A 25,972-nucleotide genomic window follows, 5' to 3' on the forward strand; every position below is an offset into this window, starting at 1 on the left:
CACATTGCACTAACTTGCTGTTATAACGCCTGTTTAGCGGATCACACAGCACATGCAGGGTTTTTGTGATGGCATTCAACTTTTAAAGTTGTATAACAAGTTAATCTCTCGCCTCGTTGATGCCGAACCTCATGGCACATCTCATAACAACAAGGCGGCAGGTCTGATTCGTCAACGCCGCCAGCGGGAGTGCTCAAGTACTCCCCTACCTTTAATGGCAAGTGTTACGACAGACTGGAAGAGGTTAATGATGCGTAAGATCAAAGGGCTACGCTGGTACATGATTGGGCTGGTGACAGTGGGCACCATACTCGGTTACCTGACACGTAATACCATTGCCGTGGCCGCGCCGACGCTGGAAACGCAGCTGGGTATTACCACCCAACAATATTCCTATATCGTCGCCGCCTATTCGGCGTGCTACACCGTGATGCAACCTGTGGCAGGTTATGTGCTGGATTTGCTGGGCACCAAAATTGGCTACGCGGTGTTTGCCATCCTCTGGGCGATCTTCTGTGCTGCCACCGCCATGGCAGGCAGCTGGGGCGGTTTTGCGCTGGCACGTGGCGCGGTGGGCGCGGCCGAAGCGGCGATGATTCCTGCAGGCCTGAAAGCCAGTAGCGAATGGTTCCCGGCCAAAGAGCGTTCCGTCGCGGTAGGCTACTTCAACGTTGGTTCATCGATTGGTGCGATGCTGGCGCCACCGCTGGTGGTATGGGCGATTCTGGCGCACAGCTGGCAGCTGGCCTTTATCATTACTGGCGTGCTGAGCATGGCGTGGGCGTTGTGCTGGTTAATATTTTATAAACATCCTAAACAGCAAACCAAGCTCAGCGATGAAGAGCGTCACTACATTATTTCCGGTCAGGAAGTACAGCATCAGACCGGCAATAACAGCAAAATGTCAGCCCGTCAGATTCTGCGTAATCGTCAGTTCTGGGGTATTGCCCTGCCACGTTTCCTCGCGGAACCGGCATGGGGCACCTTTAACGCGTGGATCCCGCTGTTTATGTTTAAGGTCTACGGCTTCAACCTGAAAGAGATCGCCATGTTCGCCTGGATGCCGATGCTGTTTGCCGACCTCGGCTGTATCGTCGGTGGTTACCTGCCACCGCTGTTCCAGCGCTGGTTTGGCGTGAACCTGATTGTGTCGCGCAAACTGGTGGTCACCATGGGCGCGGTGCTGATGATTGCACCGGGCACCATTGGTTTGTTTACCAGCCCTTACGTAGCGATTGGTTTGCTGTGCGTCGGTGGCTTCGCCCATCAGGCACTGTCCGGTGCATTGATCACCCTCTCCTCGGATGTATTTGGCCGTAATGAAGTGGCCACGGCAAATGGCCTGACCGGCATGGCCGCGTGGACAGCCAGCACCCTGTTTGCGCTGGTGGTGGGTGCATTGGCTGATACGCTGGGCTTCAGTCCGCTGTTTGCCGCGCTGGCAGTATTTGACCTGCTCGGTGCCTGTGTGATCTGGACCGTGCTGAAAAACCAGCCGGTATCGGAGCTGGACGTTCAGCACGTGGCACAACCGGCAACAGCTCGCACTTAATCTCCACGCTTTGGGCTGGCGCACGTCAGCCCATTTCCTCCACCCGGTCAAAGTGGTATAACAACTCATCCTTCCCTGCCACAGCGAACCGCGCAATGGATCTGAACGAATCCCGTCGTCTTTACCAACAACTCGCCAGTGAACTCAAACGTCGTATCGAGGCGGATGATTATCGCGTGGGCGATAAGCTGCCTGCTGAACGCCTGATTGCTGAAGAGATGGAAGTCAGCCGCACTGTGGTTCGCGAAGCCATCATTATGCTGGAAGTGGAAGGGTATGTTGAAGTACGTAAAGGCTCAGGCATCCACGTCATCAGCAATCAACAGCAAAACCGCGAGACCACCCCCAGCCAGCTGGAATTTGCCAGCTTCGGCCCCTTTGAGCTGTTACAGGCGCGCCAGCTAATTGAAAGTAACGTGGCCGAGTTTGCCGCCACCCAGGTCACGCGTCAGGACATCATGGCGTTGATGGCGATTCAGGAAAAAGCCCGCCAGGAAGACCATTCACGTGATTCAGAATGGGATATGCATTTCCACGTCCGCATCGCGCAATCCACGCAAAACAGCGCGCTCGCCGCGATTGTCGAGAAGATGTGGTTGCATCGCCTGCACAACCCTTATTGGCTCAAGCTGCACGAACATATTGATGCGCGCAACATCACCAGCTGGTGCGACGATCATGACCAGATTCTGAAAGCACTCATGCGCAAAGATCCCGCCGCCAGTAAGCTGGCAATGTGGCAGCACCTGGAAAATACTAAACAGATGCTGTTTAACGCCACCGCCGACGATTTTGAATTTAATGTCGACCGTTACATGTTTGCGGAAAATCCTGTCATCCTGCCGGAAGGTAATGACAATTCTTATTGATTCTGCTGCATTTCCAGGCGAATAAGTCAGTTAATCTGCAATAGTGTCAGCTCATGTAAAGCTCCTTTTGAGCATCTGCGTCAAAAGGTAAAACTCCTGTGCGAGCGCCACTTTACACTGTCTGACCTGCGTGATTTTTGTTACAGTTATCGCCCTTTTCTTACCCTTTGCGACAGGGCTTTAAAAAGTCGCTGATTTAACAATCAATTCTGGATGGATCCGGAAATCCCGCAACGGCTGCATACCAAAAATGTATAACCAAGCCAGCCTGCGCCTCAGCCCCTTACGGGCACGTTTAACAATGATGTTCAGGAATGATTGATGGATATTTTGAAAGCATTGCTGCATGCCTTGTGGCAGCAGGATTACGAAATGCTCTCCGACCCGACACTGGTTTGGGCCATTTATGGCGTGCTGTTCTTGATCCTGTTTCTCGAGAATGGCCTGCTACCCGCCGCGTTTCTGCCCGGCGATAGTCTATTGATTTTAGTCGGTGTTTTGATTGCCAAAGGCACCATGGGTTTCCCGCTGACCATCCTGATTTTGACCACCGGCGCCAGTCTGGGCTGTTGGGTAAGTTACATTCAGGGCCGATGGCTAGGGAATACGCCAACGGTACAGAAGTGGCTCTCGCACCTTCCGGCGCAATATCATCAACGCGCGCACAGCTTATTCCATCGCCATGGTCTTTCGGCCTTGCTGATCGGTCGGTTCATTGCCTTTGTGCGCACCCTGCTGCCGACCATAGCGGGGCTTTCTGGCCTGAGTAATGCACGCTTTCAGTTCTTCAACTGGATGAGCGGCTTCCTGTGGGTGCTGATTCTGACGGTACTGGGCTTCGCGCTGGGTAAAACGCCGATTTTCCGCCGCTATGAAGATGAACTGATGTTCTGCCTGATGCTGTTACCGCTGGTATTGCTGGTGATTGGTCTGGTGGGCTCTCTGGTGGTGCTGTGGCGTAAACGTCAGTCTTCACGCAACGGGAATTCACAGCCATGATCAGATTCCGTGGATTCGCAAGGCGCTTCGTGCCCTGGGCACTTGGCGCTGCGCTGGCGCTGCTGGCGGTGATCTTTGTACCTTCGATGTTGCAGCACGATACCGTGGTACAGATTCGCGTCGCACACAATGGCACCAATTTGCCGGATGGCTTTTATCTGTATCAGCAGCTGAGTGCGCAAGGTGTGCGTATCAAAAGCATTACACCTGCGGGCGATGCGCTGCTGATTCATTTCGAAAATGAAGAACAAAGCCTTGCCGCCCAAAAAGTGCTGAAACGCTTGCTACCACAGGGCTTTGTCGTTGCAAGCGGACCGCAGGCTTCGCAGCAAGTACCTGACAGTAACCGCCCAACTTATAGCTGATTTCCACCGTCTGATGACAAGCCAGACGGTGAATCAATCCTCGCTATCCCCGCGTCTTCGTTGAATTTTTTCGTCTGCTGTCTATGCTTAAAGGTAGCGCGAGTTAAGACAAGCTGGGACGCTTCTCCTGCCCGGTTTGCGGCAGGTCATCAACAATGGAAGGTAAAACCTGATGAAACATCAATTACTGCTGGGTGCTATTCTGTTCTCTCTCTCGGGATCTCTGATGGCAGCTGAAACGCTGTGTCAGCAGAAAGAACACGATATTCAGCGTGAAATCGACATGGCTAAACAGCACGATAACCAGCGCCGTGTGACCGGGCTGGAGCGCGCGCTCACTGAAGTACGTGCGAATTGTACTGATGAAAGACTGAAGTCAGCCCACAGCGAACGCATTGCAGAGCAAAAACACAAAATTGCGGAACGTGAGCGTGAGTTGAAGGAAGAGCGTCAGGATGGCGACAAAGATAAGATTGAGAAGCGCGAACGTAAGCTGGAAGAGGCACAGCACGAGCTGAAAAAGCTTGAAGCTGAGCCTTACTAATCGGACTTAAATAAATGATGTAATGGAGAACTTCATGTCTAAAGACACCACATCTGAACATCTGCGTGCGGAACTGAAAAACCTTGCTGACACCCTGGAAGAAGTACTGAGCAGCTCGGCGGATAAATCGAAAACCGAGCTGGACAAACTGCGCAGCAAAGCGCGCGGCGCGATTGAAAGTTCGCGTGAGCGCCTGGGCGATTCCGGTGAGCGCATCGCGCAATCCACGCGTGAAGCGGCAGAGAAGGCCGACGAGTATGTGCGCGATAATCCGTGGCACGGCGTAGGCATCGGTGCAGCTGTCGGTGTCCTGATCGGCATCCTGATCTCACGTCGTTGATATGAGCGATAGTCAGAGCCACGGCCCAGGCAAAGGGGTCTTCAACATCGGTCAGCGCGTCGTCACTACCTTAGTGAGTATGGTGGAAACGCGCGTCCGTCTGGCGATTGTTGAGCTAGAGGAGGAGAAAGCCAATCTGATTCAAATGCTGATGATGGTTGGGTTGACGATGCTGTTTACCGCTTTTGGTTTAATGAGCCTGATGGTGCTGATCATCTGGGCGGTGGATGCGCAGTATCGGCTGATGGCGATTGCCATTACCACCGCCGTGCTGTTTGCGCTGGCGCTGATATTTGGTGTGTGGACACTGTATAAGTCACGCCAGTCAACGTTGCTGCGGCATACCCGCAAGGAGCTGGAAACCGATCGCAGCTTGCTGGAGGAGCATCGCTCATGAGCCGTCGTGAACGTGAAGCACGCATTCATGAACTGTTGAATCAGGTTCAGCAGCAGCGATTGGATCTCAGTGCTGCACGCCGTGACTGGCTGGATGGCACCGCTTACTACGATCGCGGCTGGCTAACGTTTCTCAGCTTACGCCGCTATCTGGCAATTGGCAGCAGCGCGCTGGCCATCTGGTCAATCCGCAGTCCTAACCGTATTTTGCGCTGGGCAAAACGCGGTTTTGGTCTTTGGAGTACCTGGCGCATGATTAAATCCACGCTCGAACCTCGCTAACGCCTTCATTTGAAACCGGATCTAAAAAATCCGGTTTTTCTTTATCAAAATCCCTGAACAACATTGACAGTTTAACTCGCTTACAACTGTTGCAACCTGCGACTATCATCTTCCTCCATCAGCCCAACGAATTGCGACCTGCGATTCAGCGGGATCAAAACCTTGCAGGCCAACAACCTGCTTCTTAATTCTTGTTGGAGTAAATGATGAAAAAATTCGAAGACTCAGGCCTGCTGCTGGCACGTGTATTAATGACCATTCTGTTCATCACTGCGGGCTGGGGCAAAATCACCGGTTATGCCGGTACCGCGCAATACATGCAGGCGATGGGCGTCCCGGGCTTCTTATTGCCGCTGGTTATTCTGCTGGAGTTCGGCGGCGGTCTGGCAATTCTGTTCGGTTTCCTGACGCGTTTCACCGCACTGTTCACTGCGGGCTTCACTCTGCTGACTGCGTTCCTGTTCCACAGCAACTTTGCTGAAGGCGTTAACCAGCTGATGTTCATGAAAAACCTGTCCATCGCCGGTGGTTTCCTGGTGCTGGGTCTGGTAGGTCCAGGTGCTTACAGCATCGACCGTCTGATTCGTGCTCGTTTCGCACCAGCAGCCGCACGCTAAGCACACAAGCGCTGCCAGAACACATATACTGATTTGCAGGGGCGGGGATTTTCCCCGCCCTTTTTCTTTATGGAGGGCTTATGGGACAACTGATTGACGGTGTATGGCATGACACCTGGTACGATACGAAGTCAACCGGTGGCCGCTTCAAACGCACAGAAGCAGTCTGGCGCAACTGGATCACCGCAGATGGCAGTGCTGGCCCCACCGGCAAGGCGGGTTTCGCTGCCGAGCGCGATCGCTATCATCTTTATGTTTCTCTTGCCTGTCCGTGGGCACACCGCACGCTGCTGATGCGCCAGCTTAAAGGGCTGGAAGAGATGATTTCCGTCTCAGTGGTGCATCCATTGATGCTGGAAAACGGCTGGACCTTCGACGACGATTTCCCGGACGCAACCGGCGACTCTCTGTATCAAAACGAATTCCTCTATCAGCTCTACCTGCACGCCGACCCGCAATATACAGGCCGCGTGACCGTTCCGGTGCTGTGGGATAAAACTCAGCACACCATCGTCAGCAATGAATCGGCTGATATCATCCGTATGCTCAACACGGCCTTCGATGCACAAGGTGCCCGCGCCGGAGATTATTATCCGCCGACGTTGCGCGATAAGATCGATGAGCTGAACGGTTGGATTTACGACACGGTGAACAATGGCGTGTATAAGAGCGGATTCGCGACCTCGCAGGCGGCCTATGATGAATCAGTCACCGCGCTGTTCCATTCGCTGGCGCGACTTGAGCAGATCCTCGGCCAGCATCGCTATCTGGCTGGCGATCGCCTGACGGAAGCGGATTTGCGTTTATGGACCACCTTAGTCCGCTTCGACCCGGTGTATGTCACGCATTTCAAGTGCGATCGTCACCGCATCAGTGATTACCGCAATTTGAGCGGCTTTCTGCGTGATATCTACCAGATGCCGGGCATCGCCGATACGGTGAATCTGCCGCATATTCGCCATCACTATTACTGTAGCCACAAGACCATCAACCCGAGCGGCGTAATTTCGCTGGGCCCGGCGTTTGACTGGGATGAGCCACACGGCCGCGGTTGAGGTTAGTGGGGATCATTGCGTTCAACACACTCCTTTTTTAAGGAGTGTGTTGTGCAGGTTTTAAAAGGTGGAATACGAGGTGAACCGCCTGACACTCCATTTCTTCATGCGCGTTAGCCGCTAAGTGTCAGGCCGATGTGCCCACTTTTAAGCAAACTTAATCAGCACCATCCCAGCAATCAGCAATCCCACCCCTAACCAGCCGATGCGATTCAGACGTTGACCAAACAGTACCCAACCAGCCGCTACCGTTGCCACCAGACCAAAACCACCCCACAGTGCATAAGCCACTGAGAGATCGATCCCTTTCACCGCTTGTGACAACGCACTGAATGCCCCCAGCACCGCGACCAGTGAGAGCAGGCCGTAAATGACACGGCGGAAACCATCGGAATATTTGAGAAAGATATTCGCGACGATCTCAAGCCCAATCGCCAGTGCAAGCCAGGCAATATGCACCGTATTAAACGTGGCCATGTTGCGGCTCCTTGCGTGTCAGCGTGCCAGATTTGATTAGCGCAATTCCCGCCACCAGCGTGATTAAGCCCGCCACCTTCATCAGCGATAAGGGTTCATCGAACAGCGTGACGCTGAACAGGGTGATAAACAGAATGCCGATACCTTCCCACATCGCATAGGCCACGCCTAAAGCGATACGTTTTACGGCGAAAGACAGGAAAATATAAGAGAGCGCAATCATCACCAGCATAAAAATAAAACCCGCGTTGTCGTCATTGACGCTGGCCCATTTCATAGAGAGCGTGCCGGTTATTTCAGCCAGGATAGCTAAAACTAATAAAAGCCAATAGCGCATACTTTCTCTCCTTAAGAGAAATAGAGAACTATCACGCGAAATAAACGCATGTGAAATCTTAAGAATATTTTTAAATAAGGAGAGTGTGGCGCTAAAGCGCGAAGCGCCAGTGCTGGTCGCAAATCGAGTAGTGGAAGTGTTCAGAGAGATAAATAGAGGTTGCCATCATTGGGGCGAGCATTTTGTCCATAATGTTACAACTTATCCACGCTGTTGCTTTTCGTCGATGTGGATGAAAAATTGTCCTCGGTAGTGAAACACGCACCTATTCTGGCATAAGGTTTATTTTGTTATGCGAGATTTTCATTTCTTTACGCTTTGGAATTTTTTATTCTCTGCGAACGAGAATTTATTTTAATTATTGGTATGCCGCGTTCTTTTCATAGAGAGTGGAGTGGACAGTCATTCATCTTGCCGCCGTACGCCAGATAGCAAAAACCCCTCCGGAGCGTTTTTTTTCCATAAAGAAGTCGAAACTGAATGATAAGCCGCGTTCTTTTCATAGAGAGTGGAGTGGACAGTCATTCATCTTGCGCCGTACGCCAGATAGCAAAAAACCCGCCGGATCGGTTTTTTTCCATAAAGAAGTCGAAACTGAATGATAAGCCGCGTTCTTTTCATAGAGAGTGGAGTGGACAGTCATTCATCTTGCGCCGTACGCCAGATAGCAAAAACCCCGCCGGAGCGGGGTTTTCACATGAAAAAGTCGAAACTGACCGATAAGCCGGGTTCTGTCGTGGACAGTCATTCATCTAGGCCAGCAATCGCTCACTGGCTCAAGCAGCCTACCCGGGTTCAGTACGGGCCGTACCTTGTGAACCCCTATTTGGCCTTGCTCCGGGTGGAGTTTACCGTGCCACGAACTGTTGCCAGCCGCGCGGTGCGCTCTTACCGCACCCTTTCACCCTTACCTGATCCCATTACTGGGCCATCGGCGGTTTGCTCTCTGTTGCACTGGTCGTAGGCTTGCGCCCCCCAGGCGTTACCTGGCACCCTGCCCTATGGAGCCCGGACTTTCCTCCCCTCTGCCCGTCTCCCCCGAAAGGGACGACGACAAAGCGGCGACTGTCTGGTCAGCTTCGGCGCGGGATAATAGGCGATCCGCCCGCGTTTGTCACGCCTCTTGCTGCTCCAGCGCGTACTTATACAGGGCGTTCTTCTTAACGCCATGAATTTCCGCCGTTAACGCAGCGGCTTTTTTCAGCGGCAGCTCAGTTTGCAGCAACGCCAGGGTTCGCAACGCTTCGGCAGGCAGCGCTTCTTCATCGGCCTTGTGCCCTTCAACAATCAGCACCATCTCGCCTTTGCGACGGTTTTCGTCTTCCAGTACCCAGGCCAGCAGTTCGCCCACCGGCGCGCCCTGGATGGTTTCCCAGGTTTTGGTGATTTCACGCGCCAGCACCACATAGCGATCGGCACCCCATACGCTCACCATATCTTGCAGGCTATCGATCAAACGGTGAGTAGATTCATAAAAAATGAGGGTACGTGGTTCATTCTCAAGGGAGCGCAGCACATCGCAGCGGCCTTTGCTCTTGGCGGGCAGAAATCCTTCGTAACAGAAACGATCTGACGGTAACCCCGCCGCGCTTAATGCTGTGATAGCCGCGCAGGCACCCGGCAACGGAACCACGCGCACACCTGCTTCACGGCAGCAACGCACCAGATGATAGCCCGGATCGTTGATTAACGGCGTGCCCGCATCAGAGACCAGCGCTATGCTCTGGCCTTCTTGCAGCTTGGCTAACAACACTTCTGCTTTCTGTTGTTCGTTGTGGTCGTGAAGTGCGAACAGTCGCGCATTGATGGCGAAATGTTGTAGCAACAGCCCGGTATGACGTGTATCTTCCGCTGCGACCAGATCGACGCTCGCAAGCACCGTCAGCGCACGCTGCGTGATATCACCCAGGTTACCGATCGGGGTAGGAACGATATAGAGCGTGCTGGCAGAAATCTCTGCCCGATCGAGTTGTTTCATTGTTTCATCCGAATTGCCGATTTAATATTGAGCATCTAGAAAAAAACATCACTGGATACAGTATGCTTCCTTCAAAAGTCGTACGTCATAAAGCAGGACGCTTTGTACCTGTTCTTCTCGCTGGACTGATTTTAGCCGCCTGTAGCGGCCAGGGACCGCAGCTAACCTCCAACGTCAATATTCAGGGGCCTGCTACTGGCCGGTCTGACTATTATCTGCAGCAGGTGCAGCAAAGCAGCGATGATAGCAAGACCGACTGGCAATTACTTGCCATCCGTGCCCTGTTGAAGGAAGGAAAGTATCCGCAGGCTAACGATCAGATCTCGCAACTGCCACAGCAACTCTCTGCAGTGCAGCAGCAGGAGCTGCAATTACTGCGCGCGCAGATGCAGATTGGTCAGCAGGATTTCGGCGGCGCTCAGCAGACGCTAGGTCAGGTGAAGACTGATGGCCTGTCTCAGGATCAGCAGGTGCGCTACTACGCACTGCAAATCGCTGCGGCGCAAAATCGCCCTTCACTCGCGCTCTTACGCGCCTATATTGCTCAGGAGCCGTTGCTGCAAGGCGCCGACCACCAGAGCAATATTGACGCCACCTGGCAAGCTCTGACGCAAATGACGCAGGATCAGCTGAACAGCCTGGTGATTAACGCCAATGAGAACACCCTGCAAGGCTGGCTGGATCTGCTCAACACCTGGCATACCAACAGCCAGGATCCGCAGATGCTGAAAGCGGCGATCAAAGACTGGCAGACACGTTATCCGCAAAACCCGGGTGCGAAAACATTACCAACTCAGCTTAGCCAGGTGCAAAACTTCACCAAAGCCTCGACCAGCACCATCGCGCTACTGCTGCCGCTGAATGGCCAGGCACAGGTTTTTGCCAATGCGATTCAGAAAGGTTTTAACGATGCCAAAAATGGCGTGTTAACTGCACCAGCCCCGCAACCCGCCCCTGCTGCTACCGCGGCAACCGATGCCAATGGCCAGCCGTCAGCACAACAGCCTGGCGACGCGAACGCACAACAGCCTGCCGATGCTAACGCTGCCGCTAACGCAGTTGTCAGCCCGGCCATGGCAGGTAATATGCCGCCACAGACCGAACAGCCGCAGCCCGCAGCACAACCGGCGACTACGGCGGCTCAGCCGGACAGCAACGCTCAGGTTAAAGTTTATGACACCAGCAGCCAGCCGATTGCCCAGGTGATGCAGCAGGCGCAGCAGGATGGCGCGACTATCGTGGTGGGTCCACTGCTGAAAAACGACGTGGAATCGGTGGTGAACAGCCAGACGCCACTCAACGTGCTGGCGCTGAACGAGCCAGAACAGATCCAGAACCATCCGAATATTTGTTATTTTGCGCTTTCTCCTGAAGACGAAGCGCGCGATGCCGCGCACCATATCTACGAGCAAGGCAAACGCCAGCCATTACTGCTGGTACCGCGTAGCAGCTATGGCGATCGCGTCAGCAAGGCGTTCGCACAGGAGTGGCAGAAACTTGGCGGTTCCACCGTACTGCAACAGCGTTTCGGTGGCGTTTCTGAGCTGAAACAAGGTATTAATAGCGGAGCGGGTATCGCATTGAGTGGCACGCCGCTGACGGTTGAACAGCCGCAGTCTGCCGCCGTGGCTGTTGCGGGCCTGACCATTCCAGCGCCGCAAACCACCCCGCCAGCGCCAACGACCGATGCCAGCGGCGGCAGTGTGGATGCAGTGTACATCGTGGCCAGCCAGGACGAGCTGCAACTGATCAAGCCGATGATTGCGATGCGCACCAGCAGCCGCAACAACATCGCACTGTATGCAAGCTCACGCAGTGCGCAGGCGGGTGCCGGTCCAGACTTCCGTCTGGAAATGGATGGCCTGCAGTTCAGTGATATTCCGCTGCTCTCCGGTAACAATCCGGGTCTGATGCAGCAGGCGGCGAAGTCGTTTAACAACGATTATTCGCTGGTTCGCCTCTACGCGATGGGCATTGATGCCTGGACGCTGGCGAATCACTTTAACCAGATGCGCCAGGTGCCTGGTTTTGCCATTGATGGCAACACTGGCAAACTGAGCGCCGACACGGATTGCGTGATCAACAGGAAGTTGGCATGGAACCAGTATCGTCAGGGACAAATCGTTCCAGTGCAGTAAACCGCCAGCGCATTGGCGCTGAGCAGGAGCAGCAGGCGCGTGGCTATCTGGAGCGCGCCGGGCTGCGATGGGTTGCCAGCAACGTGCGTTGCCGCAGTGGGGAAATTGATCTCATTATGCGAGACGCCGATTGCTGGGTGTTTGTCGAAGTGCGCTATCGACGCGATGCGCGCTACGGCGGTGCCGCCGCCAGCGTGACGCGCCAGAAACAACAAAAGCTGCTGCGTACCGCTGCATGGTGGTTGCTGGCACGCGGCGGCAGTTTTGATACGGTGAATTGCCGTTTTGACATCATTGCCATTACCGGGCGTGAGCTGGAATGGCTGCCCGATGCCTTTAATGCCGATGGATAGAACCAGGTGGTCTTGTGCAGGACAGAATTAAAGCGTGTTTTACCGAAAGTATTCAGACTCAAATCGCCGCTGCGGAGGCACTGCCGGATGCGATTTCTCGCGCCGCTATGACGCTGGTGCAGTCGCTGCTGAACGGTAACAAAATCCTGAGTTGTGGTAACGGTGCTTCATCGGCCAATGCTCAGCATTTTGCCGCCAGTATGATTAACCGTTTTGAGACCGAGCGCCCCAGCCTGCCTGCGCTGGCACTGAGCGCCGACAATGTCATGCTGACGGCGATCGGCAACGATCGTCTCCACGATGAAGTTTATGCCAAGCAGGTTCGCGCGCTTGGTCAGGCCGGTGATGTGCTGCTGGCTATTTCAACCCGTGGCAACACCCGCGATATTGTTAAAGCGGTTGAAGCTGCGGTGACTCGCGATATGACTATCGTCGCGTTGACCGGCCATGATGGCGGTGAGCTGGCGGGCCTGTTGGGTCCGCACGATGTGGAAATTCGCATTCCGTCACATCGCAGCGCACGCATTCAGGAGATGCATATGCTGACGCTGAACTGCCTGTGTGATTTGATTGATAACACTTTGTTCCCACACCAGGAATGACTGAAGGAGCTCAAATGAAAGCATTGAACGCTGTCGCCATTCTTTTAACCGCCATGATGCTGCAAGGCTGTGTTGCCGTTGTGGCAGGCGGCGCCGCTGTGGCGACCAAAACCGCAACGGACCCGCGCACCGTCGGTACGCAAGTGGATGATGGTACGCTGGAACTGCGTGTCAGTAACGCACTGGCTAAAGATGAACAAATCAAAAACCAGGCGCGCGTCGTGGTCACCGCTTATCAGGGCAAAGTGCTGCTGACCGGTCAATCGCCATCGGCTGATTTGGCGAGCCGCGCCAAGCAGATTGCCATGGGCGTGGATGGTGCCACCGAGGTGTATAACGAAATCCGCACTGGCCAGAAAGTGAGCCTCGGCACGTCATCATCCGATACCTGGATCACCACCAAAATCCGCTCACAGCTGCTGGGTAGCGATCAGGTGAAATCATCGAACGTGAAAGTGACCACGGAAAACGGTGAAGTGTTCCTGCTGGGTCTGGTGACACAACAGGAAGCCACTGCGGCGGCCGATGTGGCCAGTCGTGTAAGCGGTGTGAAACACGTAACGACCGCGTTCACCATCCTGAAGTAATCTGCATCTGACGGGCGCAGTCAATTGCGCCCCGACCACAGACAAGGGCAGCCTCAGCGGGCTGCCTTTTTTTATGCCGGTAAATCGATGACGAGAGCACGTAGCGGCGTTTTCGCCTGCAACGTAATCTGCTGTTCTTCACTCAAGAACGCGCCGTCACCGCAGCTCAGTAACTCCTGATTGGCGCTACTTGCCTGCAGATCCAACGAACCGTGGATAGATTGCAGATAGGCACGAGGGCCGTTCAGTTTCACCATATGCTGCTCACCGGGTGCGAGTATCACCTGATGGACCCAAACTTGCTGACGCAGTTGCAGGCTGCCATCCACGCCGTCTGGCGAGGCCAGCAAGAAACGGGTCTGCTGCGGCACAGCGATTTTCTGCAGCAGCGGATTCTCTCGATCCGGGCAGGCCGCCAGCCACAGCTGCATGCGTGTTAGCGGGTGATCTTTGCTGATGTTGATTTCGCTGTAGTTCACACCCTGACGTGCCGACAGCAGCATGGCCTCGCCTTCCCGCGCGACCAGGTGGTTACCTTCGCTGTCGCGGTATTCTGCTTCGCCCTGCAACACCAGGTTCAGCACATCCACCTGCGGATAGCTGCGTGGCTGGAACGCCGCACCGGGTGCCAGCACTTCCTGATTAAGCACACGCAATGAGGCGTAGCCCATTAATTTCGGGTCAAAATAGTGGCCAAAAGAGAAGCTGTATCGCGCCTGCAACCAACCGAAATCGGCCTGGCCACATGCTGACGCGCAGCGGGTTGTCATCATGATTTACCTCCGACGCACTGCGGTGAGATTCGACCACAGGCTTTATACGTTAATGGTAAAAGGCTGGACGCCGGATTGTTAGCCAGTTAATCTGCCTGGCATATTCAAATTTACTGACAGAGAACCGGCATGGCAAAAGACCGCGCGTTAACCCTCGAAGCTTTACGTGTGATGGATGCTATCGACCGTCGTGGTAGCTTTGCTGCGGCAGCCGATGAACTGGGCCGCGTTCCCTCTGCATTGAGCTATACCATGCAGAAACTGGAAGAAGAGCTGGACGTGGTGCTGTTTGACCGCTCCGGCCATCGCACCAAGTTCACCAATGTCGGGCGTATGCTACTGGAGCGTGGGCGCGTGCTGCTGGAAGCGGCCGATAAACTCACCACCGATGCCGAAGCGCTGGCTCGCGGTTGGGAAACCCATCTCACCATTGTGGCCGAAGCACTGATCCCCACCAATCTGCTGTTTCCTGTCGTTGAAAAGCTGGCTGAGAAAGCCAACACGCAGATTTCGCTGGTGACGGAAGTGCTGGCCGGTGCCTGGGAGCGTCTTGAACAGGGCCGCGCGGACATCGTGATAGCGCCTGATATGCATTTCCGTGCATCAACCGAGATCAACACCCGTAAGCTCTACAGCATTATGAGCGTCTACGTGGCCAGTCCGGATCACCCGATTCATCAGGAAGCCGAGCCGCTGTCTGAAGTGACGCGCGTGAAGTATCGCGGCATCGCGGTGGCGGATACCGCGCGCGAACGCCCGGTGTTAACGGTGCAGCTGCTGGATAAACAGCAACGCCTGACGGTGAGTAGCATGGACGATAAACGCCGAGCGCTGCTGGCAGGATTGGGTGTCGCCACCATGCCTTATCCGATGGTGGAACAGGATATCGCCGAAGGCCGTCTGCGTGTTGTGAGTGCCGAATACACCCGTGAGGTGGATATCATTATGGCATGGCGTCGCGATAGCATGGGTGAAGCCAAAGCGTGGTGCCTGCGTGAAATCCCGCGGTTGCTGGCGAAGCAGCGTAGCTGATTAAGACCAGGCCGGCATAAATACTGACTCTATCCCAACAGTGTAGCGGGATATTCATCGCAAACATCATGAGCCGGGATGCGTGCCGGACGTTGTAGTGCTGGCTTCATCCGACCCTGGTTTACCATCACATCCGGCTCAGACAATCGATCGCCACCGCTTTAAAGCTGACGAAATCCGCGCAATCGCGCAATCGGGTCATCGCCCTCTCCCGCAGGAAGGTGACGAACAGATCGTAAATCGCCATCGCCTCTTCGTATTCGCTTTTACTGATCGCCAGCAGGAAAATCACCGAAGCGGTTTCATCACCCCAGCTCACGCCATGCGGCGCCAGCACGGTATACACCACGGTTTTCTTCGCCAGCAATCCCAGTGAGTGTGGCAGCGCAATGCCTTCGCCGAGCAGGGTGCTGACAATCGCTTCTCGCTCTTCGACGGAGGGATAAAAGTCCGCATCCACACAGCCTTCTGACTCCAGCTGATCGCACAACACGCGGAACAGCGCGGATTGCGTCATCGGCTTATCCAGCACCATAAAGTGCTGTGCATCGAAGTATTTTTCCAGCATGTAAGGCCGTGTGCGATCCACCAGCACCAGCTTACCCAACTGCTCCAGCTGGAACTCGGTCGGGAACGGCGACATCACCGCAATCGGTTTATTCTTCTCACTCAAACGCACGGTGGAAATCACGAAATCTTCGTCAATGTGTTCGCGCATCTCGTAATCACGCTGCGACAAACGCGCCGTGACCACCAACTGCGGGTATTTACGCAGCAGCAGCGCTTCAATCATGCGCAGTGTGGAGTTGCCGCTGTCGCACACCAGCAGCACCTGCGGATGGCGTTGATAGCCGACATCGTAATGCCGCTCTAGCCCGACACCGATGTGCAGCACCAGAAAACCGATTTCGTTCTCGCTGATGCTGTACGGCGTGTACTTTCCCCAGCTGGTGACCGCCGCCAGCGTCACGTCATACGCCATCGGATAGTGCTGTTTGATGTTACTCAGCAGCGGGTTGGGGATGTGAATCTGGTAGCGCACCCGGGTAATCATAGTTTTGATATGGGTGAGCAGATCGGCCCGCAGCTGCTCATCCTGCTGCAAGCGGTAGTTGTAATGGGTGTTGATGTAGTTCAGCAGGTAATCGACTAACGCATCGGCGTCATCAGCATTAATGGTGCTGGGCGACAGCGCCTGAATCTGCCGGGCGGCGATATTGACGCGCAGCCAGTTCTCTTCCGCCTGCGAAATCGGTTTGCCGACCAGCGGCTGTATCAGATTGACCAGATGATGTGCGGCTTCGCGCACCTCGTCACCGACATCTTCCGCGCCGGGATCGTTAAGCGGGAAACCTTCGCTGATGCGTCTTACTGCCACCGCACAGTAGATTTGCAGATAGCGCTCGCCCTCATCGCTCAGGCGAATCGCATACTGATTAAAGCAGTGCTGCAACAGCGGCTCCAGCTGCGTCAGGATACCGCTGTGCAGCGCTTCCACCGTCAACAGCGGGCTGTCCGGCATTTCCTGATCAATTTGCCACAGCAAATCCGTCAGGCAGGTGCGGATCGCCGCTTCGCTGCCGAACAACTTCATGCCGTAATGCGGCTTGGTTTCGATATTCAGATGATAGCGGCCCAGCCACTCGCGCACTTCCGCCATATCACTTTGCAGGGTAGCGCGGCTGACAAACCACTCTTCCGACAGGTCTTCCAGCTTGAGTGAATAGGCGGCGGTGAGAAAGCGCGTGAGCAAATAGCGCACGCGATCCTGAGAAGTGCGCGGCACGCGCAGCGGCGCAGCGCTCTCTTCCTGCAGACGGTCAAAAAGCGCCACATCGTCGATCTTCAGCTGATATCCCGCGCCGCGCGCCAGTACGAACTGTGCGCCGTGCTGCTCCAGCAGCGCATTCAGCGCGGTGATATCGGTGCGCACCGTGCGCGTTGAAACTGAAAAGCGGCGCGCCAGTTCATCCTGTGGCAGCGTTTCATTTTGCAGCGCAGCGAAAAGTTGGGCCAGACGCTGATTGGGAAATCTCACGGAGCTTCACCTGTGACTCGTTTGTTACAGCAGTTTCTTGCACGTTGCCAGAAGCTGACGCACATCGTCAATGCGCGTGTCGCCAGTGGCACTGTAGATGATCGAACTATAGACGTGTGGAATCACTTTGCTGACGCCCGCATCAAGTGCAATCTGCACAATGGCTTCGAAGTTATTGAGATCGATGCCGCCGGTCGGTTCCAGCCAGAAGTCGTGACGCGCACAGGCTTCAGCAACGGCACGGTACTCATTCACCGCTTTTAACCCGCCCATCGGGAAGTATTTCACCGAACTGCCACCCATGTCCTGCAGCATGGCGATAGCGCTGTCGATCGGCACAATCGCATCTTCCAGTTGCGAGCTGCGCGGTCCGGTGGAAATTTTCACCAGGCCCGGCGTGCCGGTTGGTGAAATCAAACCGTTGACCACGGTGTGATGCTGCCCGAGCAGCGCGCGGCTGGTCGCCACACCGGTAAACACCTGGTTCACGTGCTGCGGTTGCAGCACCGCTGAGATCTCACTCACCATCGCCGACTGATTCGGATCGCCCGCGCCCAGTCCGACGGACAGCGCGTTGTCGATCAGTGCCGCGTACTCACGCATATCGGCAATCGCTTCTTCATTGCTCGCGTAATTTTTTGATAAGACGCCCACCAGCACGTGGCCTTCTGCGGCCTGCCAGATCTCTTTGGCGTTCTGCTTAGAACCGGCCAGCACGTTGAGGCACAGACGGCCCTGATAGAAATTCGGGTTCAGACTCATGCGCGTTTTCCTCCACTGAGTAACGCCTGGATACGGCTAAAGATAATATGCAGCTGATCGGTGCTGACGCTGCGCACATCCGCTTCGATAATGCCTTCGTTGGCTTTGTAGCCACGGAAGTAGATGGCGATGTCGCCGGTTTTCAGCGCCTGCACCAGCTCACCGGTTGGCCATTGAGTGACGGCCTCATCGAACTTGATCTCGGCACGGGCGATATCGCGGCCCGTCGCATCCCATACCACGCGTGCAGACACACCATTGATTGTGTTGAGGTTATCGATAAACGGCGTCATGTTGGCTACCATCTCAGCGCCGGTGGTTTTCGGCTGCACCAGATAGTTTTCAATCGCCTGCGTCAGACCAAGAATGCCCTCTTTACCGACTTTCATCGCGCGGCCAATACCGTTGCTTTGACGTTTTACCCACTCAACGTACTGGGTGCGGCCAATCACCAGACCGCTGGTCGGCCCTTCAATCGCCTTGGCACCGCTGTAGATCACCAGGTCCGCGCCCATCTGGTAGTAGCACTGCAGATCTTCTTCTGCCGCCGCATCCACGATTAACGGGATACCGTATTTACGCGCGACTACCGCCGCCTGCTCCACACTCAGGTGGCTCTTCTGCACGCAGTGGTGTGATTTGATGTAAAGCAGCGCCGCCGTGGTTGGCGTGATGGCCGCAGCCAGCTGTTCTGGCGAACATTCGTTGCTGTAGCCGGCTTCCACCAGACGTCCGCCGCCCAGCGCCACCATCGCACCCACCGGCGCACCGAAGTTCACGTTATGGCCTTTCGGCACCACGATATCGTGCGGCACGGTCAGCGGCGCGGCATGCAGGTTGTCCAGCAGCCAGTCGTTATCTTTAACGATCACCGCCGCCACGCTCTGTGCGATGCCCGCAGAGGCGCAGGAGACCACCACCGCGCTCTCGACATCCAGCAGTTTAGCGATATACGCGCCGGTTTTATTGACCAGATCTTTGATCTCGAAATAGTGATTCAAACCGTAGCTGACGGTCTCGACCACATCGGCAGAAGGCGTTGAAACACCAAGAATGGTCATACGACCGGAGGCATTGATGACCTGTTTCAGGTCATATTTTTCATAAATCGAAGACATGATTAGCTTTCCCTTCATCAGTCAGATGCCACTTACCCGCGATAACCACGGCCAGCGGCAGCAAATGTTGCTCACCCAAAACCCGTTCGCCTTCAGCATCAACGAACGGGCGGGCTTCCTCTTTGACGGTAAAAATGGTCAGGTCGGCGTCATAACCTTCGGTTAAGCGCCCTTTGCCCGCTAAGCGCAGGCCAGCCGCGGCATTACCGGTGACGCAGTCGATAACCTGCGGCAGCGTCATGCCAATGCTGAAGAATTTCGACATCACATGCGCCAGGCTGTGTACCGGGCCGTTGATGCGGTTGCGACAGTAAATGTCCGAGCTAATGGTGTCGGGCAGAATACCCTGCGCGATGGCCTGACGGGCCACTTCAAAGCTGAAGCTGGCGCTGCCGTGACCGATATCCAGCTTCACGCCGCGCGCGATGGCATTTTTCACCACGGCTTTCAGTTCGCCCTGCGGCGACAGAATGCGGTTGGGTTTGCCGTTGAAGCAGTGAGTGATGATGTCACCGGAGGTGAGCAAATCGGCGATCTCTTCCAGCACCGGCGGGTTGTTGCCGATGTGCACCATCAGCGGCAGATTTCCCGCCGCCTGTTGAATGGCTTTGGCGCGAATCAGCGGCTGAATGCCATTTTCACCCACCACGCTGCTGCTCATGCGCGCTTTTAATCCCACGATAAAGTCCGGGCGACGTTTCACCGCCTGCACCACCGCATCACCGTCGATCTGCGTCATATCGGCCAGCTCATTCTGGGTGATGATGCCGGTACGTGAAATGTTGATCAGCGCGCGCACTTCGGTGGTGGCGGAACGGGTGAGCTGATAGAAATCGTCGATATGATCCGCGCCGGTGCTGCCTGCATCAATCACGGTAGTGACGCCCTGCGCCATCCCAATCGCATCGGCTTCATCGTGATAAATCGGGGATTTGGGATAGCAGTGCACGTGGCTGTCGATCCAGCCGGCGCTGACGTAATAGCGCCCCTCTAAATCGCGCTCCTGCTGAGCTGAACCGTTGACATCGCCGACCGCAGCAATCTTGCCGTGCTGGATGGCGATATCCACCAGCTGTTCGTCGCACAAACGCGCGCGGCGCAGAATCAGATCAAACATATTTACTCCTTAACAACCTGCATTCAGCCCGGTGCGCATCAATACGCACCCTACGGAATTTGCATCACATCTGTGTGGGGTCATCAATGCGCCTCCACACAGAATGCACTGTTCAATCGTAGGGTCGCCGTGAAGGGCGACCGTTAAATCGGAAACAGCTTTACAGCGAAACCGGGAACATTGCGCCTAACGCCATGGCACCTAAAATCGCGCCACCGGTGATCGGTTTGTTCCACAGATAAAACAACAACGCCCCCACCAGCGAACCGATGCCAATCGGAATCGACGCGGCCATCGCCGACAGGATAATCAACGGCCCAAGGAAGCGGCCGGAGGCATTACCTGCGCCCATCATCACGTCCGCACCGTAGGTGGAATCGCTCTGATTGATGGTGAACTTACGCGCCAGGATAATCAGATAACCGATCGCTAAACCCACCACCAGACCCGTTGCCAGTGATGCGGCAAAGTTCGCCACCGGGAACACAATACCTGCACCGAGCAGCAAGGCCGGAACACCCAGCCCGACACCGGTTTGAATCGCACCGCCGATATCCAGAATCCCGACCAGCGAACCCTCGATGATGCGGGCAAACAGGAAGCTGGCACCAAACGCCGCCACGGCGCCATACACGCCGGTTTCCATGCCGGAACGCAGCATCGAAACAAACGCCACTTCGTTAAATGCACCGATGCCGTACAGGTAGTACATGTGCGTACCGGCAAACACCCCGGCGGACAGCAGGCCAACAAAGATCGGGAACGACCAGTCGGCATACCAGAACCCTTTGTTTTCAGTCTCGTTCATGCTCGAGGCTCCTTATTTGCCGCTCAGGCTGTTGTGAATCATGTCCAGCCAGCCTGGGACACCCAGCTGGAAGGATTGCAGCAGTTTCATGTCGAAGCCACGGAAGAAGCCACTCAGAGCGAACAGCAGCACAATCGCGAACATCATCACTTTGGTGACTTTGTTCCAGCCGCTCTCTTCGACGCCTTTACCAATCAGGATACCCAGCACCAGACCCGGTACGGCATTGCCCATGATCAACTGCGCCAGACCACCAAAGATGGTCGCCCAGAAACCGGATTTCTTACCGGCATCTATCGCTGCCAGCCAGAAGATCACCGGCATTACGGTGTTCACCAGCAGGTTGGCCGCCGGTACCAGCACTTTAACCGCCGTAACCTGTAATGCCGCCGGCACCGCAGAAGCGGTACTGTTGAGGAACGCCACCACGATCATGCCGATGATGCCGCAGGCAATCGCCATGCGTTTCGGGTTGTGCAGGGTTTCCGCGACGTTACGATTTTTCACCATCAACGCAGCCGCGCCCCAGTTGGGCAGAATGCGGTGGTCAACGTCCTGTGTGAAGGAGCCTGCCGCCACAGACGATGCCCAGGCGTTAAAGAAGAAGCCAAGACCAAAGGAAAAGTGCGATGCAGGATCGCCTTCACAGGAATTGAGTTCACCCAAGGTACGAAACGCGCCCATACCCTGGGTGGTCGGTGCGTGGAACATGCGCGCTGCGCCCGCTCCTACCCCAACGCCAACCAATCCACCAATGATCAACGACTTAAACAAAATGATTAAAAACATGTTGTTGTACCCTTTGTTGTCGTTTTTATTTCGTCGCGATGAAATCCACCTTGTCGGTGTCGATCACGGTGACGCTGACGGTAATCTCCAGCTCGACGCTGTAATTCCGTCGTTCGCGCGCCAGAAAGAAGAACAAGAACTTCTCTGTGCGTACGCTCTCCTGCGCGCGCAGCACCCGCACATCTATGGGTTCAATGCGCAACAGAATCTTTTGGCTGGTGCGCAGCACTTGCTGCTGCACCTTGCTCAGTGCATCGGAAAAGGCTTTCGCTTTGCTGTCGCCTTTGCCCTGCACCGTTATCTGCGTCTCGTATTGCTGTTTCATGCTTAGCTGCCGTGTTTTTTATTCCAGGCCTGCACCAGACGTTCACCCAGCTCTTCTTTATCCATAAAGCCAAAGCCCAGCACGGTGGCGCCTTCGTTGATGGCGGTCACGCCTTCATCAATCGAACGCATACCGTGTTTGGCTTTGTAGCCATATTTGTTCTGTGCAGTGATGGCACCCGCGCCGCCGCTGCCGCAGAAGGAGATGCCGAAATCGGCGTTTTCCGCTTTCATCACATCGCCCAGCTTCATATCCGCTGCGACGCCCGGCACCACCACGGCACGGCCGCCTGCTTTCTCAATACCGGCTGCGACTTTCTGACCTTTACCCAGACGATCACCAATCACGACTGTTACCATGTTCAATTCCTCTCGATTTATGCTTCGTTGGATTTCGCCACTTCGATATGCACCGATAACAACCAGGCTTCTTCTTTGGGCAGATTGCCAAACAGATCGACCACCTGCTGTGCCAGCGCCATGGTTTCTGGCGAGATATCTTCAAACAGTTCGGCTTCCACTTCCGGCAAGGCTTCTCCCGTGAGGGAACGCGCTGCCATCGCCCGTACATGCGAGGCCAGCATTTGCTGCTGCACGGCATTGGCTTCGATGTGGTGCGCGGCGTAGATCGCCGCAATCTGCTTCAACGTGTTATCCGCCAACGCCTGAATGGCTTCTGGCGTACTCGGTTTCAGCGGGACAGCTTCACTCCTCACCTTGCTACTCCTGTTTACTGCGGATAATTAGAGATAATTCGCGTTAGAAAGAAATTACGCTTTCCGCTTCAGGCTGTGGAGACGCATCTTTTCCACCTCAAAGTGGAAATCCCACGGGCGTGTGTGCGCCAGATCGCACTACGCATGAAGTGTGCGAAACAGGTCACAAAAATGCGGGTTATGCCGGAAATCGATGCGTTTAAACGGAGGGAATGCGAGAGGAGATAAGGCCAGCCACAGGGCTGGCCGGGTTATCAGCGGAATTTCTTATGGTTGGCGTTACGAATATCTTCCAACTTCTTCGCTTCAGTTTTGGCTTCGTCGAGCTTGTTGGCTTTCGCCAACTGATCAACGACATCAATCTGCGCAATCAGAGAATCGAGACCGGCGTGATAATCCTTAATCTGGGCGCTATCGGCAGCCTGACCTTCCAGTTTTTCCGGCGTGGATTTTTTAGCATCCTCCGCCGCCTGGCGCATCTTGCCGAGCGCGGTTTGCATTTCCTGAGCATCAGAGGTTTTCTTCACCACGCTCAGGCCATCTTTCAGGGTATCCATATCACTCTTCAGGTCAGCGGCGAATACGCTAGCCGAGGAGAACAACAGCGAGAGAGACAACATTGCAATCACATGCTTACGCATAAATATTCCTTATTTCCCGTCATATTTCAGGTTCCAGACACGTTGGCTACGCTCACTCACCTTAGTCACTTACTGATGTAATGTCCTGAGGATTCATTCACTTGCCGCCTTTCTGTCACGCGAATTATTTAGGGGTATTATTGTCGGGCTAAAAAAAAAGCAGCCTTGCGGGCTGCTTTCATGAAGCGATGTCTTTATTGTCCGGCGATTTTCATCTCCGGCAGCAGCACCGAACCGCATTGTATATTGCTGCGCGTTTCAATGTCGTTACCGAGCGTTACCATATTGAGCCACATATCCTTGAGGTTGCCCGCAATTGTGATCTCACTCACAGGATATTGGATTTCACCGTTTTCAACCCAGAAGCCTGATGCACCGCGTGAGTAATCACCGGTCATGGCGCTGACACTGGAGCCCATCATTTCGGTAACCACTAAACCACGGCCCATCTGCTTCAGCATATCTTCAAAGCTATGCCCCTGACCCGCAATGCGCCAGTTGTGAATGCCGCCCGCATGACCGGTGCTCTGCAAGCCAAGCTTACGTGCCGAATAGCTGGTCAGCAGCCAGTTTTGCAGCACGCCATCTTTGATGATGTCACGCGCCTGAGTGCGGACACCTTCGCTGTCGAACGGCGTAGACGCCAGGCCTTTCAGCAGGTGCGGCTTCTCTTCAATCGTCAGCCACTCAGGCAAAATCTGTTTGCCGAGTGAATCCAGCAGGAAGGTCGCTTTGCGATAGACGCTACCGCCGCTGATCATGCCGACCAGATGGCCAAACAGACCCGTCGCCACTTCCGGCGCGAAGATCACCGGCGCTTTCATGGTTGGCAGTTTGCGCGGCGCCAGGCGTGACAACACGCGACGTGCGCACTCTTGTCCCACCCAATCCGCAGTTTGCAGATCGTCAATGGAACGGCCGATGGTGTAGGCGTAATCGCGCTCCATGTTGCCATCCTGCTCGGCAATCACACAGCTGGAGAGCGAATGGCGGCTGGAGCAGTAGCTCTGCAACATGCCGTGGCTGTTACCGAACACTTTGATGCCGACGTGGCTGTTGAAGCTGCCGCCTTCGGTATTGGTAATGCGCTTGTCAGCCTGCAGCGACGCCTGTTCGGCCTGTGCAGCCCATTCGATAGCGCGATCGGCATCGATCTCCCACGGATGGTAAAGATCGAGATCCGGCGCTTCAAATGCCAGCAGATCGGGATCGGCCGGGGCACCAAAAGGATCAACCGAGGTGTAACGCGCAATGTCGATCGCCGCCTGCACGGTACGTTTGATGGCATCCGGGCTGAGGTCGGTTGAAGAAGCACTGCCTTTGCGGTTCTGATGATAGACGGTGATGCCAAGTGCACCATCGCTGTTGAATTCGACGTTTTCCACTTCGCCATAGCGGGTACTGACGCCGATGCCGGTGGTTTTGGTCACCGCGACTTCTGCTCCATCGGTGCTGGCTTTCGCCAGTTCCAGCGCCTGCGCGACAGCCTGTTCTAACACTTTACGTTGTTCTGCAACCTGAGTAGATACGTTCATCGACCTGCCGTCTAATCTTAAGTATGAATTTATTGAGTCTATCAGACTCAGAGAACAATTTCGCAGTCGCCCGATAAACTGGTAGGATTAGCCTCTTTTTTTTAGGGAGCCAAGAGATGACCAAGCAGCCCGATGACTGGCTCGACGATGTGCCAGATAATCAAAACGAAGAAGATGAAGACGAAGAGATTATCTGGGTCAGCAAAAGCGAAATTAAACGCGACGCCGAAGAGCTGAAACGCCTGGGCGCCGAGTTAGTTGATCTGGGGAAAAACTCCCTCGACAAAATTCCACTCGACGATGATCTGCGTGCCGCCATTGAGCTGGCACAGCGTATTAAAAAGGAAGGCCGTCGCCGCCAGTTGCAGCTGATCGGTAAGATGTTGCGCGCGCGCGATGAAGATCCAATTCGTCAGGCACTGGATAAGCTGAAGAACCGCCATAACCAGCAGGTTGCGCTGTTCCATAAACTCGAGCAACTGCGCGATCGCATGATCGAGAAAGGCGATGATGCGATCGCAGAAGTGATTAACCTCTATCCGCAGGCCGATCGCCAGCAGCTGCGTACCATGATCCGTAATGCGCAGAAAGAGAAAGCCGCTAACAAACCACCGAAAGCCACCCGTCAGATCTTCCAGTATCTGCGCGAGCTGGCAGAGGCGTAAGTTTGCCGCGTGCATAAAAAGGGTCGCCAGTGGGCGTAATGCTTGTCAGTTAAGATCTTAATGGAGGCCGCAGCGGATAACGTTGCGGCTTCTTTTTTACCGCCCTTGGGTAATGCCGCACTCTTCTTTCCGGCAGCACCAGCCCTGGCGCCATCGCCATTAT

Annotated in this window: 31 protein-coding genes and 1 other RNA gene; 16 read left to right on the forward strand and 16 right to left on the reverse strand. The window is 55.0% G+C overall.

Annotated elements, in window-relative coordinates:
• The first annotated feature begins 250 nt into the window (after window positions 1-250).
• The 10 genes from FD737_RS13585 to FD737_RS13630 all read left to right on the forward strand — a co-directional run bounded on the left by FD737_RS13585 (window position 251) and on the right by FD737_RS13630 (window position 7,019).
• Entirely contained in the window at window positions 251-1,552 is a 1,302-nt protein-coding gene (locus tag FD737_RS13585) for an MFS transporter (RefSeq protein WP_097119559.1), read from the forward strand.
• Window positions 1,553-1,647: 95 nt separating this feature from the next.
• On the forward strand, window positions 1,648-2,421 hold the full coding sequence (gene exuR, locus FD737_RS13590; RefSeq protein WP_034829188.1) for a transcriptional regulator ExuR: 774 nt from the start codon (window positions 1,648-1,650) through the stop codon (window positions 2,419-2,421).
• Between the two features lie 321 nt (window positions 2,422-2,742).
• Complete coding sequence (locus FD737_RS13595; RefSeq protein WP_034829190.1) at window positions 2,743-3,420, forward strand: DedA family protein; 678 nt, start codon at window positions 2,743-2,745, stop codon at window positions 3,418-3,420.
• Window positions 3,417-3,785 (forward strand): EnvZ/OmpR regulon moderator MzrA, encoded by a 369-nt coding sequence (gene mzrA / locus FD737_RS13600; RefSeq protein WP_097119531.1) that lies wholly within the window; start codon window positions 3,417-3,419, stop codon window positions 3,783-3,785. The genes FD737_RS13595 and mzrA overlap by 4 nt, the downstream gene beginning before the upstream one ends.
• A 172-nt stretch (window positions 3,786-3,957) precedes the next feature.
• Window positions 3,958-4,329: a DUF1090 domain-containing protein gene (locus FD737_RS13605; protein WP_097119530.1), complete on the forward strand. Its 372-nt coding sequence runs from the start codon at window positions 3,958-3,960 to the stop codon at window positions 4,327-4,329.
• A 34-nt stretch (window positions 4,330-4,363) separates the two neighbouring features.
• On the forward strand, window positions 4,364-4,669 hold the full coding sequence (locus FD737_RS13610) for a YqjD family protein (protein WP_034829194.1): 306 nt from the start codon (window positions 4,364-4,366) through the stop codon (window positions 4,667-4,669).
• Window position 4,670: 1 nt separating this feature from the next.
• Entirely contained in the window at window positions 4,671-5,066 is a 396-nt protein-coding gene (locus FD737_RS13615; RefSeq protein ID WP_045814842.1) for a phage holin family protein, read from the forward strand.
• Window positions 5,063-5,347, forward strand: a complete 285-nt coding sequence (locus tag FD737_RS13620) for a YqjK-like family protein (RefSeq protein ID WP_160833722.1) — start codon at window positions 5,063-5,065, stop codon at window positions 5,345-5,347. Before FD737_RS13615 ends, FD737_RS13620 begins: the two co-directional genes overlap by 4 nt.
• Before the next feature lie 206 nt (window positions 5,348-5,553).
• Complete coding sequence (locus FD737_RS13625) at window positions 5,554-5,964, forward strand: DoxX family protein (protein ID WP_034829198.1); 411 nt, start codon at window positions 5,554-5,556, stop codon at window positions 5,962-5,964.
• An 80-nt stretch (window positions 5,965-6,044) separates the two neighbouring features.
• Entirely contained in the window at window positions 6,045-7,019 is a 975-nt protein-coding gene (locus tag FD737_RS13630; protein ID WP_097119528.1) for a glutathione S-transferase family protein, read from the forward strand.
• Between the two features lie 147 nt (window positions 7,020-7,166).
• On the opposite strand, the gene mdtI is transcribed toward FD737_RS13630, so the two are convergent.
• The 4 genes from mdtI to rsmI all read right to left on the reverse strand — a co-directional run bounded on the left by mdtI (window position 7,167) and on the right by rsmI (window position 9,811).
• Window positions 7,167-7,496: a multidrug/spermidine efflux SMR transporter subunit MdtI gene (gene mdtI / locus FD737_RS13635; protein WP_160833723.1), complete on the reverse strand. Its 330-nt coding sequence runs from the start codon at window positions 7,494-7,496 to the stop codon at window positions 7,167-7,169.
• Entirely contained in the window at window positions 7,483-7,833 is a 351-nt protein-coding gene (gene mdtJ / locus FD737_RS13640) for a multidrug/spermidine efflux SMR transporter subunit MdtJ (RefSeq protein ID WP_160833724.1), read from the reverse strand. Before mdtJ ends, mdtI begins: the two co-directional genes overlap by 14 nt.
• Window positions 7,834-8,537: 704 nt before the next feature.
• An RNA gene (gene rnpB / locus FD737_RS13645) (RNase P RNA component class A) lies at window positions 8,538-8,914 on the reverse strand.
• 33 nt (window positions 8,915-8,947) lie between these two features.
• Window positions 8,948-9,811 carry a 16S rRNA (cytidine(1402)-2'-O)-methyltransferase gene (rsmI, locus tag FD737_RS13650; protein WP_097119524.1) on the reverse strand — a complete coding sequence of 288 codons (864 nt, stop codon included), beginning with the start codon at window positions 9,809-9,811 and terminating at the stop codon, window positions 8,948-8,950.
• A 62-nt stretch (window positions 9,812-9,873) separates the two neighbouring features.
• Between rsmI and FD737_RS13655 the strand changes: the two genes are divergently transcribed.
• From FD737_RS13655 to dolP, 4 genes are read left to right on the forward strand one after another with little or no spacing between them, the layout of a single operon-like run.
• The gene (locus FD737_RS13655) at window positions 9,874-11,949 is read left to right on the forward strand and encodes a penicillin-binding protein activator (RefSeq protein ID WP_160833725.1); all 2,076 of its coding nucleotides are present in this window, start codon (window positions 9,874-9,876) and stop codon (window positions 11,947-11,949) included.
• On the forward strand, window positions 11,907-12,302 hold the full coding sequence (locus FD737_RS13660) for a YraN family protein (RefSeq protein WP_097119518.1): 396 nt from the start codon (window positions 11,907-11,909) through the stop codon (window positions 12,300-12,302). The genes FD737_RS13655 and FD737_RS13660 overlap by 43 nt, the downstream gene beginning before the upstream one ends.
• Before the next feature lie 14 nt (window positions 12,303-12,316).
• The gene (gene diaA / locus FD737_RS13665) at window positions 12,317-12,904 is read left to right on the forward strand and encodes a DnaA initiator-associating protein DiaA (RefSeq protein ID WP_034829211.1); all 588 of its coding nucleotides are present in this window, start codon (window positions 12,317-12,319) and stop codon (window positions 12,902-12,904) included.
• Window positions 12,905-12,918: 14 nt separating this feature from the next.
• Window positions 12,919-13,491, forward strand: a complete 573-nt coding sequence (gene dolP / locus FD737_RS13670; protein ID WP_034829213.1) for a division/outer membrane stress-associated lipid-binding lipoprotein — start codon at window positions 12,919-12,921, stop codon at window positions 13,489-13,491.
• A 71-nt stretch (window positions 13,492-13,562) separates the two neighbouring features.
• Here dolP and FD737_RS13675 read toward each other — a convergent pair whose 3' ends face one another.
• On the reverse strand, window positions 13,563-14,264 hold the full coding sequence (locus tag FD737_RS13675; RefSeq protein WP_160833726.1) for a pirin family protein: 702 nt from the start codon (window positions 14,262-14,264) through the stop codon (window positions 13,563-13,565).
• 129 nt (window positions 14,265-14,393) lie between these two features.
• On the opposite strand from FD737_RS13675, the gene FD737_RS13680 reads away from it, so the two are divergent.
• Window positions 14,394-15,296, forward strand: a complete 903-nt coding sequence (locus tag FD737_RS13680; protein ID WP_038644506.1) for a LysR family transcriptional regulator — start codon at window positions 14,394-14,396, stop codon at window positions 15,294-15,296.
• A gap of 127 nt (window positions 15,297-15,423) precedes the next feature.
• Here the strand turns inward: FD737_RS13680 and FD737_RS13685 are convergent, their stop codons facing one another.
• The 11 genes from FD737_RS13685 to pmbA all read right to left on the reverse strand — a co-directional run bounded on the left by FD737_RS13685 (window position 15,424) and on the right by pmbA (window position 25,144).
• Window positions 15,424-17,334 (reverse strand): BglG family transcription antiterminator, encoded by a 1,911-nt coding sequence (locus FD737_RS13685; protein ID WP_160833727.1) that lies wholly within the window; start codon window positions 17,332-17,334, stop codon window positions 15,424-15,426.
• A 24-nt stretch (window positions 17,335-17,358) separates the two neighbouring features.
• Entirely contained in the window at window positions 17,359-18,096 is a 738-nt protein-coding gene (locus FD737_RS13690; RefSeq protein WP_160833728.1) for a KDGP aldolase family protein, read from the reverse strand.
• Complete coding sequence (locus tag FD737_RS13695; protein ID WP_160833729.1) at window positions 18,093-19,214, reverse strand: DgaE family pyridoxal phosphate-dependent ammonia lyase; 1,122 nt, start codon at window positions 19,212-19,214, stop codon at window positions 18,093-18,095. Before FD737_RS13695 ends, FD737_RS13690 begins: the two co-directional genes overlap by 4 nt.
• Window positions 19,198-20,331 carry an amidohydrolase/deacetylase family metallohydrolase gene (locus FD737_RS13700; RefSeq protein WP_160833730.1) on the reverse strand — a complete coding sequence of 378 codons (1,134 nt, stop codon included), beginning with the start codon at window positions 20,329-20,331 and terminating at the stop codon, window positions 19,198-19,200. The genes FD737_RS13695 and FD737_RS13700 overlap by 17 nt, the downstream gene beginning before the upstream one ends.
• Before the next feature lie 160 nt (window positions 20,332-20,491).
• On the reverse strand, window positions 20,492-21,139 hold the full coding sequence (locus FD737_RS13705; RefSeq protein WP_034829224.1) for a DUF4310 family protein: 648 nt from the start codon (window positions 21,137-21,139) through the stop codon (window positions 20,492-20,494).
• A 12-nt stretch (window positions 21,140-21,151) separates the two neighbouring features.
• Window positions 21,152-21,928, reverse strand: coding sequence for a DUF4311 domain-containing protein (locus FD737_RS13710; RefSeq protein ID WP_097119509.1), 777 nt, complete (start codon window positions 21,926-21,928; stop codon window positions 21,152-21,154).
• 25 nt (window positions 21,929-21,953) lie between these two features.
• Window positions 21,954-22,253 (reverse strand): DUF4312 family protein, encoded by a 300-nt coding sequence (locus FD737_RS13715; RefSeq protein WP_097119508.1) that lies wholly within the window; start codon window positions 22,251-22,253, stop codon window positions 21,954-21,956.
• Window positions 22,254-22,255: 2 nt separating this feature from the next.
• Complete coding sequence (locus FD737_RS13720; RefSeq protein WP_009087404.1) at window positions 22,256-22,612, reverse strand: SFCGS family glycine-rich protein; 357 nt, start codon at window positions 22,610-22,612, stop codon at window positions 22,256-22,258.
• Window positions 22,613-22,629: 17 nt separating this feature from the next.
• The gene (locus tag FD737_RS13725) at window positions 22,630-22,968 is read right to left on the reverse strand and encodes a glycine dehydrogenase (protein ID WP_034829231.1); all 339 of its coding nucleotides are present in this window, start codon (window positions 22,966-22,968) and stop codon (window positions 22,630-22,632) included.
• Window positions 22,969-23,222: 254 nt separating this feature from the next.
• On the reverse strand, window positions 23,223-23,609 hold the full coding sequence (gene cybC, locus FD737_RS13730; RefSeq protein WP_038644492.1) for a cytochrome b562: 387 nt from the start codon (window positions 23,607-23,609) through the stop codon (window positions 23,223-23,225).
• A gap of 194 nt (window positions 23,610-23,803) precedes the next feature.
• A complete protein-coding gene (pmbA, locus tag FD737_RS13735) occupies window positions 23,804-25,144 on the reverse strand; it encodes a metalloprotease PmbA (protein WP_045816560.1) in 1,341 nt (446 codons plus the stop codon).
• A 116-nt stretch (window positions 25,145-25,260) separates the two neighbouring features.
• On the opposite strand from pmbA, the gene yjgA reads away from it, so the two are divergent.
• Window positions 25,261-25,809, forward strand: coding sequence for a ribosome biogenesis factor YjgA (yjgA, locus tag FD737_RS13740; RefSeq protein WP_034829237.1), 549 nt, complete (start codon window positions 25,261-25,263; stop codon window positions 25,807-25,809).
• Window positions 25,810-25,972: the final 163 nt, after the last annotated feature.

The sequence above is a fragment of the Pantoea sp. Seng genome, from assembly GCF_009829935.1.
Taxonomy (GTDB): Bacteria; Pseudomonadota; Gammaproteobacteria; order Enterobacterales; family Enterobacteriaceae; genus Pantoea; species Pantoea communis.